Source organism: Beduini massiliensis, from assembly GCF_000829905.1.
GTDB classification, from domain to species: domain Bacteria; phylum Bacillota_I; class Bacilli_A; order Erysipelotrichales; family Coprobacillaceae; genus Beduini; species Beduini massiliensis.
Window position 1 is genome coordinate 129,745 of sequence record NZ_CDPP01000004.1, and the last position, 17,777, is coordinate 147,521.

Consider the following 17,777-nt stretch of genomic DNA (forward strand, 5'->3'; position numbering starts at 1 on the left):
AAAACCCATTTTTCCAAATGGGTTAAATTATTGATTAACTCTTTACTCTACCTTTTTCCACATACATTTTTTCAAAATAGTTTTGGTATTCTCCTGAAAGAATATTTTGCCACCACTCTTTGTTGTTTAAATACCATTCAATCGTCTGTTGAATTCCTGTATCAAAATTATATTTAGGTTTCCATCCCAATTCTGTTTCTAATTTATGAGGATCGATGGCATAACGCATATCATGCCCTTTTCTGTCTTCCACATAAGTTATTAATGATTCAGGTTTATCCAACGCTTTCAAAATGGTTTTAACAACTTCTAAATTGGTTCTTTCGTTATGTCCGCCGACATTATATACTTCTCCAACTTTTCCTTTTCTGACAATTAAGTCAATAGCAACACAATGATCATACACATGCAGCCAATCTCTGACATTTGCTCCATTCCCATAAACAGGTAATGATTCATCTGCCAATGCTCTTGAAATCATCAATGGAATTAATTTTTCTGGGAAATGATAAGGTCCATAATTATTTGAACATCTGCTGATTGTTACTGGTAATCCATAAGTTCTATAGTATGCTAATACAAATAAATCTGCACTTGCTTTAGAGGAACTATATGGACTAGAGGTATGCAGTGGTGTTGTTTCTGTAAAAAATAAGTCAGGACGATCTAGTGGTAAATCTCCATAAACTTCATCTGTTGACACTTGATGATAGCGTTTAATTCCATATTTATTACAAGCATCTAGTAAAGTTGTTGTTCCCTGAATATTAGTTTTTACAAAAATTTCCGGATTTTCAATACTTCTATCCACATGTGACTCAGCCGCAAAATTAACTACAACATCAAATTTTTCTTCTTCAAATAATTTAAAAATAAATTCTCTATCGGCAATATCACCTCTAACAAATTTATAATTTGGTTTTCCTTCTACCGGTTTACATGTCTCTAAATTTCCAGCATAAGTCAATAAATCTAAGTTCACAATCATATCTTCAGGATACTTTTCCACCATATAATGAACAAAGTTTCCTCCGATAAAACCTGCTCCACCTGTTACTAAAATCTTCATTTATTTATCTCCTTCATATATAAATTGATTATCCGACTCTTCTAAAGTCGGTCCTATCATATCTTTCTCACTTAAGACAGGTTCAATACCATTTAACAGCGTTCCCCAATCCACATTAACGGTAGGATCATCATAACGCATTCCACCTTCGGATTCTTTATTATACACATTATCCACTTTATATCTAAATTCCACATCATCTGTTAAGGTCAAGAACCCATGAGCAAAGCCTTGGGGAATAAAGAACTGTCTATGATTTTCGGCACTTAATTCAACGGATACCCATTGTCCGTAAGTTGGACTTCCTTTACGGATATCTACCGCTACATCGATCACTTTTCCTTTCGTGCAACTCACTAATTTAGATTGTGCATAAGGAGGATTTTGCCAATGCAATCCACGCAACGTTCCCTTTTGAGCACTAAATGACATATTATCTTGTACGAAATCAACACAGATACCCATTTCTACATATTTAAGTTTTGAATAAGTTTCCGCAAAGTAACCTCTGTGATCTCCGAAAACATCCGTTTCAACGATTAATACACCTGGTATTTTTGTTTCAATAACGTTCATCATTCCACCTCTTAGTCGATAAATTTCCCATCAAGAATATCTTTTAAATATTTTCCATATTGATTTTTCTTAAACATTTCATATGCTTCTGCTAGTTTTGCTTTGCTCATCCAACCATTTGTATATGCAATTTCTTCTAAACAAGCGATTTTTCTATTTTGATGTGTTTCCACTGTTTTCACAAAATTTGTTGCTTCCACTAAAGACTCATGGGTTCCTGTATCCAACCAAGTAAATCCTTGACCTAAAAGCATAACATCCAACTGACCCTTTTCTAAATAAATTTTATTTAGATCTGTAATCTCTAATTCACCTCTAGGAGATGGCTGAATCGATTTGGCATATTCCACAACATGATTATCGTAGAAATAAAGTCCTGTTACTGCATAATTAGATTTGGGCTGTTCTGGTTTTTCTTCAATAGACACTGCTTTACCATCGTTATCAAATTCTACCACACCAAAACGTTCTGGATCATCTACATAATACCCAAATACTGTTGCACCACTTTCTCTAGATGCTACTTGCTTCAAACGTTTTGTTAAACCATGGCCATAAAAAATATTATCACCTAAAATCATAGCAACACTGTCATTGCCAATAAACTCTTCGCCTAAGATAAAAGCCTGTGCCAACCCATCAGGAGAGGGTTGTATTTTGTATTGCAAATTAATTCCGAATTGGCTTCCATCACCTAACAACGATTCAAATCTTGGTGTATCATCAGGCGTAGAAATAATTAAAATATCTTTAATACCTGCATTCATCAATACTGACAACGGATAATAAATCATGGGTTTATCATAGATTGGCAGTAATTGTTTACTTGTTACTCTTGTAAGGGGATATAAACGAGTCCCACTTCCACCCGCTAAAACAATACCTTTCATAACATAATTCTCCTCTTCTATAAAATTAAAATATATGAACCCTAACTGTTCTTCGTCTTTTCATTTGATTGATTGTTTAATGCAATTTGTTGCGCCAAATCTTTAATTTGAATAGACATCTTAGATACAGTTACCGTCAAAACAAATATCAACAATAAGGCAAAACAAAAACCAAAGAAAAATAATATATTAATTGGTTGCCCAACTCCCATTAAACTAGCAATCCCCGAAATTAGATTAGGAAATAAATCTAAAATTAATATTCCAACACCAACAAGTATCCATGTCAACGCATACTTCAAAACTAGCTGGCCTTTGCGAATCATATTAATAATGAAAATAAGAACCAAAAAAATAATGACAGCAATAATAATTTGTAACTTTATATCCATAGGTTTCCTCCGATTATTTTCTTATGGCTTCAATAAAAATAGCAAGTGATACTTTTATCATGTAATAAACAGATTTAACTGCGGAAATTGATGATATTCCTCCTGCACGTTCTCGCATAATGACAGGAACTTCACCAATTTTTTTATGTAGCTTTAATAAAACAACGATACTTTCTGGCTCAGGATAGTCTCTCGGATATTCTTTACAAAATATATTTATAATCTCTTTATTAATAATTCTTAATCCAGATGTGGGATCTGTTACCACTTCTCCAGTCAACAAACGTATGATCCAAGTAAAATATTTAATTCCTACTCGCCGCATAAGTGAAGATTGAAATCCTTCTTTTTTAATGAACCGTGACCCAATCACCATATCTAAATCATGGGTTATTAAATACTCGGACATTTCACATAGAAATGCCGGATCATGCTGACCATCTCCATCTACTTGAACTGCTAAATCATAATCATTTTCTTTAGCATACTTGTAACCTGTTTGAACTGCTCCACCAATTCCTAAGTTAATAGGCAAGTTAATAACATTAAAATTATTTTGTTCACACAATTCCTTCGTATTATCTGTCGAACAGTCATTTATTATAATATAATCAAAATCTTTCGCATTATTTATAATATCTTGTACTGTTTCAACAATACTTTCACTCTCATTATATGCAGGTATTATAATTAATTTTTTCATTTTCTCACCTACTCATTTAACTCATTGGATTTTTCACTATTAGCATATATTTTAGTTAAAAATTTAGCAATTGGTAAAGGCCAAAATTTATTAAACATTTGTAAATCTTCTTTATTGCGAACATTATCATTTATAATAGCACTCGTTTCTGAGCCATCGTGAATACGATGCCCCATGAGAACTTTTGAATTATAGCCAAAACGTCCTTTAAGTTTTGATAATTTCTCCCATGCTTCCCAATCTTCGTCTGATCTGAACCCGGAAGTAAAAACCATCTCCGGCAAATTTGATTTGACAAAAGTAACAGAAGGACAACAGATAGGACATCCCAACGATAAAATCCTCCGACGAATAAAAATACTATTTCCAAATTTTTTTATTTTCAATGGTGACAGCATTATTCTTTTTATCCGCAAAAGTCTATTATCATAAATGGTTGCATTATTTCGGATTTCGGCATAATCAGTAAAATAAATTAATGTATTACTATGCTTATCTAAGTACCGAATAGCCTCAAAAGCATAATCTTGATAATATAAATCATCTTGATGTGCTATAGTTACATAATTAGTGTTAGCCATTTTATATGCAAAATTCCAATCCTCAGTAATTCCTCTTTTGCCTGTATTTATGAACAATGGTAGTTCATACTTATTTGCCAAAGCAGAAATATAATCATTAGGTGTAGAAGTTACAATAATTATTTGAGTATCTTGTTTTTGATCCTCTAACGAACGTATACAATCCTCTAAATACTCACTTTCTTTATATGCACAAATAGCAAATGTATGTTTTTTCTGCTCCACTATAATGCCTCCTAATTATTGACTTCTATATAAAATACCTGTATATTTTACCATTCTTTCTAATATTACACAAGTTTTCTTTAAAACTTGATTTCATGATTTAAAATATGCAATGCATGACGGTTCATATAAAGCTAACAATCGCGGATTTTTAATTAAATCACCCTTTTTTACTACTCCAAAATTTTTAATAATCGCATTTGTTAAAAATTCATGATCTTTAATACTATCTACTTTTAAACAACATAAATTTAAATTTATATATTGTGTTTCTTGGGTAATTATATTTTGACCAAAAGGTAATATTTCTAAATAGTGGTGTTTTTTTATTGCTCCAAAAGTTTGAACTACCCCAAACCTACTAACAACTTTACCACTTATCGCTGCTATTTTATCTTGTTTACAAATCCCAATCAGATTCTTTATACAAGAATCATTTAATATAGAATAATGTTCGTTAATAATAATCAAGTATTCAAATTTTATTTCAGAGAAATTTACAATTTTATGAGTCTTATAATTTATTATTTTACCATTACTATCTATTAAAAATATCTTTTCATTACCAATATTTAAGTTATAAAATATTAAATTAATTTTATAGGTATCAGTTGAACAATAAAATAAAATGGCAACATCTCGTGTTGTTGTATTCTGATAAAATACATGATAAAATCCAGGATAATCGCTTTGAATGACTTCAGCTTTTATTTTACTACGAGCAAGATGATCAATAATTGCTCTTTCTCCTGCTTCATAAGCATAGTGTTTACTTTCTGGGTGAGCAGAAGTAGATTCATCGTGGACTCTCCAATGATATAAAATTATTGGAACATGTTTTATTTTCTTAGCTTTTTCAAAGCATCTTAATATAAAATCATGATCTTGTGCTCCATCATATTGACTTCTTTCACCGACAACTTGTTTTAATAAATCCTTACTTATAATTAACAAATGACAAATATAATTATTATTTCTTAGCTTATATATATCTGGTGAGCCCTTATAATAAGGATCAAAATAAAAATCTCTTTGATCATCGTACTTATCTTCGTTAGTATAAACTAAATCAATTGATGATTCGCCATCAAGCACTTTATATACCGATTCTAAAGCATCAACTGCTAAAAAATCGTCATGATCCAATAACATACAATAATCACCAGTTACTTTTGCGAATGCTACATTTGTATTTTCAGCAATACCTAGGTTTTTTTTCAACTTATAATATTTAATTCGATTTTCACCCTTATATCTGTTCATAATTATACTCTCTAAAAGATTATTTGTACTAGCATCAACAAGTATTAACCTCCAATTTTGATAGGATTGATTTAATACAGATTCTACCATTTCAATGAAATAATTTTCAGGAGTATTGTACAAAGGCACAATAATATCAAATTGAAAAATTCCAGATACACTCTTTGTATTTATAATGCTATTATGTAATTTTTTATTATATTGATATTGTGCAAGTCTTCTTCTAAATTGATGATATTGAAACCAATATAATTTAATTATTTTTTTTACCATAATTTTCTCCTAATTAAAAATAATCTAGTATATACTTCAAGTATATACTAGATTACTTTATTGTCTACTAATATTATACAAAGATAATACTGTATCCTCAATATTATTCCAATCACGCTCTTTTGCTGTTTTTACTCCACCAGCATACAATTTCTCTTGCAGACTTAAATCATTTCTTATCTCTTCGATAGCGTTAACAGCAGTTGATAAGTCATCATGTGAATAAAACAAACAATTTTCTCTATCTACAAGATATTCAATATTTCCACCATTAGGTGCAACAACAACATACCCGCCAGTCCCCATCATTTCTAACGGAGGATAAGAAAAGCTTTCTAAAATACTTGTTTTCAATAAGATATCGCATTCACCATAAATCTTAGATACTTCTTCATAAGGTACCTTATGCATAAACCGATCTACATAGTATCCTTTTTTTGGAGTCCCCTGGTAAGATAAATACCAAATTTCATATTTATCTTTATCCAACAAATCTACAATTTTAAAACTTTCATCAACATTTTTATAATAATCTTCACTGTTACCCTCAATTAGAATCTTAATTTTTCCATCAAGTTTTCTTTTATGTGGCTTAAATAATGTAAGATCCAAACCATTAGGGGCGTAATCAGCTCGACGCCCATATTTTTTTTCTAACCAATCCTTACACCATGCGGAAATTGTAATAAATTTGACATCCACAGAAGGATTATATGTTTGATTTGCTTGCACTTTAAAAATATGTCCCCACTCATAAAAATCAGTTTCAAAGTTTTGAACAAAATAGAATTTTTCTTTAATATGCTCATATTGTGTCACAAATGTTAATGTCGACCAAAGAGTAGCCACTCCCTTATCGAAGGTTCCATAGTAAAGATTATTTTTATCAGAAAGAACTGGTAGTATTGCTCCATCTTTATCTACATATCCCGTCTCTTGTCCCTGCGTTATCAACGTAACATCAATCCCCGCAGACTGCAAAATGGCAGCATGTTTTAAAATAACCAGTACTCCGCCACTAATTTGTACAGATGGCATAACAAACATTAAGTTAGGACGACGATTATCAATTATATATTTAGCAAACTTATAACCATTATATATTGTTGTACAATTTTCTAATACTTCTTCATATGCCGCTTTACCAATTTTTCGGCGCAACTTTTTATCTTCTATTAATTTTATTAAATTTGTATACCACTCATCATTATTATCGCACAGATACCCTGTTACTTCATTTTTCATCATCTTTTTAAAAGCTCCTAAGTTACTAGCTACAGTAGGGACTTTTACTAAGCTTGCTTCAATCCACTTATTTTCAGATTTAGCCTCATTAAAAATTGTACTTTCCAATGGAGCAAGATTTATATCAACCGAACTTATTAAATGTGGAAGTTGTTGCCAATCCACAAATCCCCGAGCTTTTATTCGATCTTTAAATTCCATTAGAGAAACTGGAATATCTAATTCGCCAACAATATGCAATTCAACATAAGGATATTCTTTCAATATTCTTTCTACCACCGGTAAAATCATCAAAATGTCATCATTATGTGTGATACTTCCACTAAAATAACCCAAACGTATTTTGCCTTCACGCTCAGACAATTCTTTTTTAACTTTAGTTAAAATCCTTTTTTGAGTATTACTCAATGTTTCTACTTTGCAATTTATGAATTCTTCTTTATAATAATTCTCAAGTTGCGATAATTGAATCATTTTCGATGAGGCTGTATTTCTATTAATATATACTTTTGGTACATAATGCTTTAGTTCTTCAGCTAAACGTTCAGTTGTTGTGATTGCACCATCACATAACAAAAGCGTTTTACGCATTCTTTCAACACCTTCATTATATAAAGCCAGATCTTGTGGAGACATTGTTTTTACGTATTTAATTAAATCTGTATATTTAGTATCAATTACCAAATCATCAATATCAAACAATACTGATTTATTCAGCTTTTTTGCTTTTTTTATAAATTCTCCTATAACTTCAGTATAAGGACAACGATAAAAAATAAATGTACGATAATTTTTTACTAATTCTAAGGTTAAATCCTCATAAAAGATTTCATTAGACAAAATATTACCAGCTTTTAATTGCTCTATTTGATGTGTTACACGATAACGAGTTGGATGGGGTAAAGTACAACCATTAATAAATAAAACATCCATATAACTTACTTCAGGGCTAGGAAATTCATCATTAATTCCACCAATAATTTTTCTTTTTAAAAATTTTGCAATACGTTTACCGGTTTTCGCTATCCCATCTTTGGCTAAAGAATATTTTACCTTTCCAAATAATTTTTTTATTCTTAAAATCACTTGAGTTCCCTCCTAAATAGAATAAGCATCACAGACCGTTTCAGTATCGCCAAACATTTTAACAACACCTTTTTCAATCCAAACTACTTTATTACACATTTCCCGAATTTGATCCATACTGTGCGAAACAAATAAAACCGTCGTTCCCCCACTCATTAATTCAAGCATTCGTTTTTTGCTCTTTCTTTGAAAATTCTCATCGCCAACTGCCAAAATTTCATCAACAATAAGAATTTCCGGCTCAACTACTGTTGCAATGGAAAAAGCCAATCGCATCAGCATCCCAGAAGAATAATTACGAATAGGCATATCAATAAACTCACCCAGTTCAGAAAATTCATGAATATCATCAAACTTCTCTTTCAAAAAGCTCTTGGAATATCCTAAAATTGCTCCATTTAGATATACATTCTCTCTTCCAGTTAAATCAAAATCAAATCCTGATCCTAATTCTAGCATTGGAACAATATTCCCATTTACTGTCACTGATCCCTTTGTAGAACCTACAATTCCAGAAATAATTTTAAGCAAAGTGCTCTTTCCAGCACCATTACGTCCGACTATTCCTAAAACATCCCCCTTAGCAACTGAAAAAGATACATCTTTTAATGCCCAATACTCATTCATTTTTACTTTATTGGAAAGTAAAGCTGTAACCCATTCTTTTAAACTTAAAATTTTATCACTAGACATTGTAAACCGAATTCCAACATTACGCACATCTATTATTTTTTGTGCATTCAACTCTTCAATCGTCTCAATTTCATTTTTCAATGTTTTATTCAAATATGTTTCTTTGATATATTTACAAAAACTCCTTGAATTTGAATAGGTAACGCATTTTTGTGAAACTACCAAACACGCATTTTCAGAAATTTTTTGTCTCAAAGTCTCATTGTCAATTAATTCTTTGATAGCTCCATACCAATCCTCTGTATTATTACATAAAATACCTGTTTCATGGTCCTCAATCATTCTTTTATAAGCCCCTACATTACTTGCAATCATTGGAACTTTAACTAATGATGATTCTATCCATCTTACCTCAGATTTTGCCTGATTATAAGTTGTATCTTCTAGTGGAGCAAGGTTTATATCAACAGATGAAATCATGCTAGGTAGTTGCTCCCAATCCGTAAATCCATATATCTTTACTCGTCCATTAAATTGATCAAAAGCTTTAGGAACCGTTATTTCTCCAACAAAAAACATCTCTAAATTATCATATTCATCCATTAATCTAATAAGGGTCGGCGTAATCATTAAGATATCATCATTATGCGTAATACTTCCACTAAAATAACCCAAACGTATTTTACCTTCACGTTCAGAAATTTCTTTTTTTACCTTTTCCAATATCACTTTTTGTTCATCTGCCAAATATTGGGGATCACTTTTAATCAATCCATCTTGATAATAATTCTCTAATTTAGAAAGTTTAACTAATCTATCTGATGCAACATTACGGTTAACATATACTTCGTTAACTACCTTTTTCAATTCTTTTGCTAAAGTTTCAGTTACAGTAATAGCACCATCACAAAGTTTTAAAGTCTGCATATTTCTAACTACGCCATCATCATAAAGATTTCTTTCTTCTTCACTCATTGTATCTAGATACTTAATTGATTTTGTATACTCACCATCAATAACTAATTCATCAATATCATAAAGCACAGCTTTATTCATTTTTTGTGCTATCTTAATAAAACCACTAACAGACTCAGTATACGGACAACGATAAAAAATAAACATTTTAAAACCTTTTACTAAATCTAAACTTAATTTATCAAAAAACACGGCTTCCGAAGTTATATTTTCATATGCTAACTGTTCACGTTGATTTTCAATGCGATATCTAGTTGTTTGTGGCAATGTACAACCATTGATGAATAAAACATCCTTTAATTTCATTGAAGATGAAGTAATTTCATTTCGCGATTCTGTTACATTTTCCATTTTCTTTAATGTCATAATTCATCCTCCTTAAATATATAAAGCAAATTTGTTTTCTAGTTTCTTAAAAACAGCATTACCTATTATTAGAAATACAACTGCTGAAACAGCCATAACAACAAAAGATAACGGTTCAGGAGTAATCCGTTCAATTAATATTGTTCTAAAAAATTCAACAAAATAATACATTGGATTAAACTTCATTAAAATTCTCATGAAATTAGGCAAAATGTCAATAGGATAAAAGATTGGTGTTGCATACATCCACATTAATGTAAATAAACTCCATAAAAATTGAACATCTCTAAAAAATACCATTAAGGCTGATAATATGTAAGCTAATCCAATTGCCCCCACAATCAAACATAAAATACCATATGGAATCATTAAATATGATGCACTTGGTAGCAATCCCGTAAACCAGGCTAGTAAAAGTAATGGAATAAATGAGAATAACAAGTTTACAAAAGAGGATAGAACTTTTGAAATTGGATAAATATTTTTAGGAACATATACTTTTGTAATTAATGAAGCATTATTTATAATAGAATAAATTCCTTGATTTGTTGCATCTGTAAAACAATTGAAAATGACTGTCCCAGTTAATAAATAAACAGGATAATTAGCAATTTGGTACCTAAACAATTGTGAAAAAACAGCATATTGGACAGCCATAGTCAATAATGGATTTAATACGCTCCATAATACACCCAAAACTGATCGTTTGTATTTTGTCTTAAAATCTCTTTGTACTAATTGTTCCAATAAAAATTGATATCTATACATTTTTTGTACAAAGCCTAATCCCATACATTTTTTCCCAGTCGCATTTGCCAATTGTAAACGATATAAATATAATGCTAATATTAAAACACTTGTAATACCTAGAGGCAACAATATGGGGTAATAAGAAGCATTATTTAAATAAGAAACATTCGCGCATATTCCTGTATTACTTAAAATTTGATTATTGACAAAAAGTTGATCTCCTTCATTCACATTTGACTTTTGTGTTAAAATTGTAACACTTTTGCCTGGTTGCGTTTCTAAAGCAGTTATCTCTAATCTTACACTTCCATTTGTTTCATCAAGTACCTGTTCCACTAAAAAGCGCATAGGTGTAGCATTTTTTATTTCATTCATTTCAATAGTTGATTCAAATATAGGTTTTGCTAATTCACTCTGTACTAACTTGATATTTATCTTACCAACTAAATCCGTTCTATCGAAAGTACCAAAAGTAATCTCAAAATAGTCAATGTATTTACCACCAATAGCACTCTCTTGTATCACACTCTGTCCATTCTCTAACTCTTCAAGATATGATTCGTTTTTTATCCCCGTATTTATAATTGGTCCTTGATCATATTTTAGTTGTTTTTGGCTAGTACTAAAAAAACTTACTATAAATAATATATATACCACTAAGACCAATAAACAATGCTTTCTTAATCTATTTTGATTTTCTTTCATGCTAACTTCCTTTCTTCTAACCATAAATAATAAACCTCGATTATATCAGATAGATTCTATCACTTAGATATCATAATTTCAATGTTTTTTATTTAGCGTCCATAATTACAAATAACCAATACTTATCATCATTATTCCCAATTCACTTCATGTTATGATGGCTAGCCAATTAATTATTCATTGAATAAAAATCTCTAAAATACAGAAATACATTCAAAATAAACTTTTAATAACTTTATTATTTTTCATTATTTTTACTTAATTGATTTGAACGGTATCTCATAAAAGCTGGAATTAGTGAATTAATTACTTTATAACGAATCATTGGAAATGGAGTCATACAAAAATTAAAAATTCTCCAACAAATAAAATATAGTTGCCAACCATCTTCCATTGCAGTATGCTTCCATGGAGTCAAATTTAAATAATAAATAAAATCATTTTTATATTTATGACTATTCCCTTTTCTCCAAGGGCGTTCTTCTCCTAAGTAATGAATAATACAGGGATCACACTTAGACTCTTGATAACATGCCTCGGAAATATATATGTTTTTCCCCATCATGCGTTTAATTGTGCGATATGGATAATATAAAAAAGTATTACTAAAATTATATTTAGGAGATAATATAAAAATTTCATTTTTTAATGCACCGTTAATAGCATCTTGATCTGGTGCAAACAATCGTCCTTGCCCTGCTTTATAAAAGTTAATTATTCTTTCCCCAGCGTTAGTTTTTCTCCATTGGTTGAGATTTATCAATAAAACTCCAGAATTAAAATACGGTGCATTCTCCAATCCTAATTGAATTTTTCTTTTAATATCTACAGTAGGCTCTACACATGCACCTATAACACATGAACCCATTGAGGTATTCCATAAACCAGCCAAATTCCCCCTTATAATAGTATCTCCATCTAAATATAGAATACGATTCACTTCTTCTGGCAATAAACTTGCAATTAATAGTCGTGCTAATATTACTGGATTCCATCCTAACGTATCAAACTCAAAAGTAAAATAAGAGTTTAAATCAGCTAAAGAAATAAAAGTCACTCTTCTACTATAATTAGAAATAAACTCAGCCAGGAACTGTTTACTTTTAGTTTCAAGTTGATATGTTAGAAGATAAAAATGAATTTCATCTATTTCTTTATTATTTTCACACACTGAACAAATGCTTGCTCCAACTTGCGGAACGAATTTATCATTAAACGTATATAATATATTCATATTTTTCTCCTTATAATAAAAACTAATTGAGTAGTCTTCTTTTTTCTTTCTTATAATAAAATAAAAACGAAAACAAAAAGCATGTTGTTCTAATAAAAATTAATATTACAAATATAATTGCACCACCAAGTAAATTATATCTTGAGACTATAATTGGAGTAATCAAATATGCACACAGTGCTGAAATTCCGTATCCAATCAATAATATTTTTTGTTTTCTCATAATTGTAATAGCATAATATATACACGTCCCTAATGTGTTAACCCCTCCACCTATAATAAGAAGTATTAAAATATTCTTATAGGCAGATAAATCAGTGTTGTATAAAATAGATAAAACAGGAATTCCTAAAAAGTATGTCCCAATTAATGTTATAGTAGTAAACCCGACTGCATATAGAACTAATTTTTTAATATATCCCATAAACTTATTAAAATAATGATCCGTCCAACTTTTTGCCATTGGAGTAATCAAAGGACGAAATGCAAAACTACTAAAAAGACTAATAACATAAGAAGGCATAAACAATATATTAAAATAAGTTTGAAATTCTGGCTGTAAGAACTGATCAATTGCATATTTTGGTGAATTTTCAGTGTAAAGAGCTAAATAAGAACCTAAAAACAATGGGAAACAAGCCATAAATATTTTAAGCAATTGATTTTTATCCCAACATAATTCTATTTTAGCAAAATTACTAGCCACAGGTAATAATAAGAAAAGAATAATCACAAGTGATGTAATAATACTCAATGTTATTGAAAAGACTAGATTTTTAAATATTATTAAAGTTATAAAAAAAACAAAAATAACTGCTGCTAATCGCAAAGCTTGAAGTCTTCCAGCAATATCTAAACGTTCATTTTGTTGGAACAAACCCTGAAAAACATCTTCAAATGCGTCAAACATCTTTAACAAGCACAATAAAAGTACAATGATAATTTTATATGTTGTATATCCTTTAACCATCACATAAAAAACACTGCCAATTAACATTAAAATGCAAGTGATTACCCTTGAAGTAAAATAATATTTAAAATTTGAACCTTCACTCACGTCGGTGGCCTGATAAGTACGCATATCAAACAGTCCAATAGTAAGCATCATCATAGAAACCGAATATGCAAGGGAGAAAATACCAGCCTCCACTACCCCTAATATTCGAGTTACAATAAGTAAAAATAAAACTGACAACCCAGCATTAAGAGTACTAGCAATCATATTCCAAAAAACAGATTTTTTATCAACATTTTCATTACTTCCAATAATCCAACGTTTAATCATCATTTAATTAGCTCCTATTCTGCATGACATTACAGTAAAAAGATATAATAGTTCCTTTTTATCAAAATCTTTGTATATAAAAAAGAACTATTATTTAAATTTTTTATCATAATATTCTAGTACATTATAAAGATTTTTAAAGTAATAGTCAATTGCATAAATGTTCATAACATTGCATTGCTACTTAAAAAAATAAGAATTAAGCCCACAAAAATAACAGGACTTAATTCTATATAATAATTTCATTAATAATGCGGATCAATCTTTTTTAAATCCGCATAAGAATCAATCTCAATGATATCATCAAAACTGCATTCTCTCACTTCAATTTTATAATGATCCTTGCAATATTCTAAAGCCACCTGATCCCAATAGCGCTCTTTTCCACCAGGTAACTCATATGTGTTTTTAATATCTTCAGCTAATTTTTCACCATCTTGTTCATTCCAATACGAAATCCCATACATATGATAAACATTTCTTCCACCCACTAACAACTTGGTGATAATATTATTTTTAGTTTGGAAACACCAATCATCTGTCAAATCAGTTTTAACACCTAAATAATTACTTGTATATTGATACTTTGTAATTAAATCCGGATTATACACCACCAGATCCGCTTCTAATACATAGGCATTTTGCAGCAAATGTCTGGCACACATTGCAGAAGAAATATTATTTGCCTCATTATAGTAAGGATTATCAATAAATTTGATCTGCGGATATTTATACAACAGCTGATCAAATTGTTCTTTTAAATAACCACGCACTATAACAATTTCCTCTATTCCAACAGCAGTTACAGCATCTAAAATAGTATCAATAATTCTTACTCCATTTACTCTGACTAAAGGTTTAGGTGTATTAATTGTGAGTGGCACTAATCTTGAACCAAATCCCGCAGCTATAATGACCACTCTCTTAACCCGATACGGTTCTAATGCCTCATACCCCTTATCCGTAATATGATTTTGATCATCCAAATAGCCTTTTTCATTCAATGTTCCCAATGCCGCATTAATCGTTCCTACTGAAACATTACATTTTTCCGCCAATTTCCTTTGTGTAAAGTTCCCATCTTTTTCTTTATCTAACAGGGTTAAGATATCAAATTCTTTTCTGTTCAAATTCATCTCATATACATCCCCTTTTCTTTTTAAATGTGCTAAACCTACTTTTATAACGTAAATTAACATTTTCATTAATAAGTTAACCACTAAAATAACAATGGAAACAAAAGAAATAGATTCAATTAACATCATACTTTCCAGATTAGGAATCATCATCGCTAATGGCTGATTTGATAGACTGCTCAAAAATGATACTGCAGAAATAGTCACCATTGCATTAACAAAGAAGTAAGTAAACATTTCTAAGATTGTTGACAGTGTTTGCGGCACAAATACATCTTTAATCAAATGAATGTTTTTGATACCTAATGTTTTGGCGACATTTTCATAATTCGGATTCAACTTACCCAGTGCATTATAAGCCATTAAATATGGGGATGAGAAAAAATGGATAATATTTACTAAAATCAAAATTGCCAATGTTCCATAAATAAAGCTTCCTTTAAAAAACAACACATAAGAAAGCCCTAAAACAATCCCCGGAATCGCTAAAGTCACCATCGATATTAAATGATAGAAGCGCATCTGCTTGCCACCAACTCTTGATGTATAATATGCAGTAATATAGGCAATCGTTGTCCCTACTAAAGCTGTAAAAATCGCAATAATGATCGAATTAACTAAGTACTTATTTAATCCCATATCCATTGCTCGAGTAATGTGTGTCATTGAAAATTCAATCATAATTGGATATTTTTTAATAAACATCAAAAAGGCAAACGTCAATATGGGAAGCATCAAACCCAGTGAAAGAATAAATGAGTAGATCGATGCAATAACATCGCGCACTTTATTTTTAGCGATAATATATTCGGCATTGACAAAAGACATCGCAGCATTATCCTTATTCAATAAATCCAGAATAAAAGCAACAAAAGCCGGAACAATTAAAACTAAGCCGATAACTGCCCCTTTCCCAAAATCCAATAAGCCAATGACTTCATTATACATATATAATGGCAGGGTCATAAATTTACCGCCCACCATCAATGGAACCCCATAATCTGTAAAGATCAACGTAAAGACTGCAAAGAAAATAGAAATTAAAGGTTTTCTTAAATATGGCAAAGTAATTTTTAAAAATTGACTATACTTAGGAATCCCCAATACATTTGCCGAAGTGTAAACTGAACAGTCTTCATATTTAAACACATCATAAAACATTAATAATGCCACAGGAAAAGAATAAAGCAAAGAACCTAAAACAATTCCTGTTAACCCATAAATATTAAAGTTTAAATTAAACAAATTGGTTAATACTCCGTTTGCACCTAATAATACGACAAGTCCTGTCCCATGAGAAATTGATGGAATCAACATCGGCATAGTAAAAAGGATGAGCAAAATTTTTTTAAACTTTAAATTGGAACGCAACAAAAACCAAGCTGCCATTCCCGCTAAAGCAACGGAAATGAAGGCTGCTAAAGTTGTCGAAATCAAAGAGTTCTTAATGACTGTTAAAAATTGCGGAGATTTAAAAATATCAACAATATTGGTTTCAGCTACTTTGATAAAAATACTAAATAACGGAAGAATGATCGAAACAATAAAGAAAGCCAGCAGCAAAATCTTTATTAGTTGATGTCCTCTAGATTTCGTTTTCATCTATGCTCACCATACATTTCTTTAAATCATTTAATTTCGTTTGTAAATGATCGACAACAAACTCTTTAACAAAATCATTCTGCGGATGATTATAAATATTAATTGGAGTATCAATTTGTTCAATATGACCCTCACTCATTACCATGATGCGATCTGACATTGTAAAAGCTTCCTCCTGATCATGAGTAATATATATAATCGTCGAATTATACTGCTTTTGAATTTGCTTAATTTCTTTTCTCATTGTTAAACGATTGGCTGCATCTAAAGCGGAAAGCGGTTCATCAAATAAAATAACCGCTGGTTTCAACGCTAATGTGCGGGCTATCGCAATTCGCTGCTGCTGTCCTCCAGATAACTGATCAATTCTTTTATTAATATGTTCTTTTAACCCAACTTGTTCTAAAACTTGCAAAGCAATCTTTTTTGCTTCTTTTTTATATTGATCCTGAAATTTTAACGCATACTCTACATTCTGAAGTACAGTCATATTAGGAAATAAAGCGTAATTTTGAAAAACAATTCCCATATGACGCTTAGATGAATCTAATTTAGAAATATCTTCTCCATTTAACTTAATCGTTCCTGATGTCTGCTGTTCAATTCCAATTAGTAATTTAAGTAAAGTTGTTTTTCCACAGCCTGAGGGACCTAAAACGGATAAGAATTCTCCCTCTTCCAATGTAAAATCTACTTTATTTAAAACAACTTTATCTCCATAAATTTTATGAAGATGACTGACTTCCATAAAATGTCCCATTTTCTTCCTCCATTCTAATCTAACAAAA

14 protein-coding genes are annotated in these 17,777 nt (G+C 30.4%); all 14 read right to left on the minus strand.

Going from position 1 to position 17,777, the window contains the following annotated elements; genetic code table 11:
• Nucleotides 1–34: 34 nt before the first annotated feature.
• On the minus strand, nt 35–1,069 hold the full coding sequence (gene rfbB / locus BN1225_RS04430) for a dTDP-glucose 4,6-dehydratase (protein ID WP_041138603.1): 1,035 nt from the start codon (nt 1,067–1,069) through the stop codon (nt 35–37).
• Entirely contained in the window at nt 1,070–1,645 is a 576-nt protein-coding gene (gene rfbC / locus BN1225_RS04435; RefSeq protein WP_041138604.1) for a dTDP-4-dehydrorhamnose 3,5-epimerase, read from the minus strand. It lies immediately after the preceding gene.
• 11 nt (nt 1,646–1,656) lie between these two features.
• Nucleotides 1,657–2,535 (minus strand): glucose-1-phosphate thymidylyltransferase RfbA, encoded by an 879-nt coding sequence (gene rfbA, locus BN1225_RS04440; protein ID WP_041138605.1) that lies wholly within the window; start codon nt 2,533–2,535, stop codon nt 1,657–1,659.
• 41 nt (nt 2,536–2,576) lie between these two features.
• On the minus strand, nt 2,577–2,927 hold the full coding sequence (locus BN1225_RS04445) for a DUF2304 domain-containing protein (RefSeq protein WP_041138606.1): 351 nt from the start codon (nt 2,925–2,927) through the stop codon (nt 2,577–2,579).
• A 13-nt stretch (nt 2,928–2,940) separates the two neighbouring features.
• Nucleotides 2,941–3,630, minus strand: a complete 690-nt coding sequence (locus BN1225_RS04450; protein ID WP_041138607.1) for a glycosyltransferase family 2 protein — start codon at nt 3,628–3,630, stop codon at nt 2,941–2,943.
• Between the two features lie 8 nt (nt 3,631–3,638).
• Nucleotides 3,639–4,436 carry a glycosyltransferase family 2 protein gene (locus BN1225_RS04455; protein ID WP_041138608.1) on the minus strand — a complete coding sequence of 266 codons (798 nt, stop codon included), beginning with the start codon at nt 4,434–4,436 and terminating at the stop codon, nt 3,639–3,641.
• Between the two features lie 93 nt (nt 4,437–4,529).
• A complete protein-coding gene (locus BN1225_RS14025) occupies nt 4,530–5,972 on the minus strand; it encodes a glycosyltransferase (RefSeq protein WP_052466339.1) in 1,443 nt (480 codons plus the stop codon).
• A gap of 57 nt (nt 5,973–6,029) precedes the next feature.
• Complete coding sequence (locus tag BN1225_RS04465) at nt 6,030–8,303, minus strand: glycosyltransferase (RefSeq protein WP_041138609.1); 2,274 nt, start codon at nt 8,301–8,303, stop codon at nt 6,030–6,032.
• A 12-nt stretch (nt 8,304–8,315) separates the two neighbouring features.
• Nucleotides 8,316–10,277 carry an ATP-binding cassette domain-containing protein gene (locus BN1225_RS15095; RefSeq protein ID WP_082029276.1) on the minus strand — a complete coding sequence of 654 codons (1,962 nt, stop codon included), beginning with the start codon at nt 10,275–10,277 and terminating at the stop codon, nt 8,316–8,318.
• A gap of 12 nt (nt 10,278–10,289) precedes the next feature.
• Nucleotides 10,290–11,732 (minus strand): ABC transporter permease, encoded by a 1,443-nt coding sequence (locus tag BN1225_RS14830; protein WP_197066533.1) that lies wholly within the window; start codon nt 11,730–11,732, stop codon nt 10,290–10,292.
• 238 nt (nt 11,733–11,970) lie between these two features.
• On the minus strand, nt 11,971–12,966 hold the full coding sequence (locus tag BN1225_RS04485) for a glycosyltransferase family 8 protein (RefSeq protein ID WP_041138610.1): 996 nt from the start codon (nt 12,964–12,966) through the stop codon (nt 11,971–11,973).
• Between the two features lie 22 nt (nt 12,967–12,988).
• On the minus strand, nt 12,989–14,254 hold the full coding sequence (locus BN1225_RS04490; RefSeq protein WP_041138611.1) for a lipopolysaccharide biosynthesis protein: 1,266 nt from the start codon (nt 14,252–14,254) through the stop codon (nt 12,989–12,991).
• Between the two features lie 242 nt (nt 14,255–14,496).
• Nucleotides 14,497–16,989 carry an ABC transporter permease subunit gene (locus BN1225_RS14930; protein WP_074434798.1) on the minus strand — a complete coding sequence of 831 codons (2,493 nt, stop codon included), beginning with the start codon at nt 16,987–16,989 and terminating at the stop codon, nt 14,497–14,499.
• The gene (locus BN1225_RS04500) at nt 16,973–17,749 is read right to left on the minus strand and encodes an ABC transporter ATP-binding protein (RefSeq protein ID WP_041138612.1); all 777 of its coding nucleotides are present in this window, start codon (nt 17,747–17,749) and stop codon (nt 16,973–16,975) included. Before BN1225_RS04500 ends, BN1225_RS14930 begins: the two co-directional genes overlap by 17 nt.
• Nucleotides 17,750–17,777: the final 28 nt, after the last annotated feature.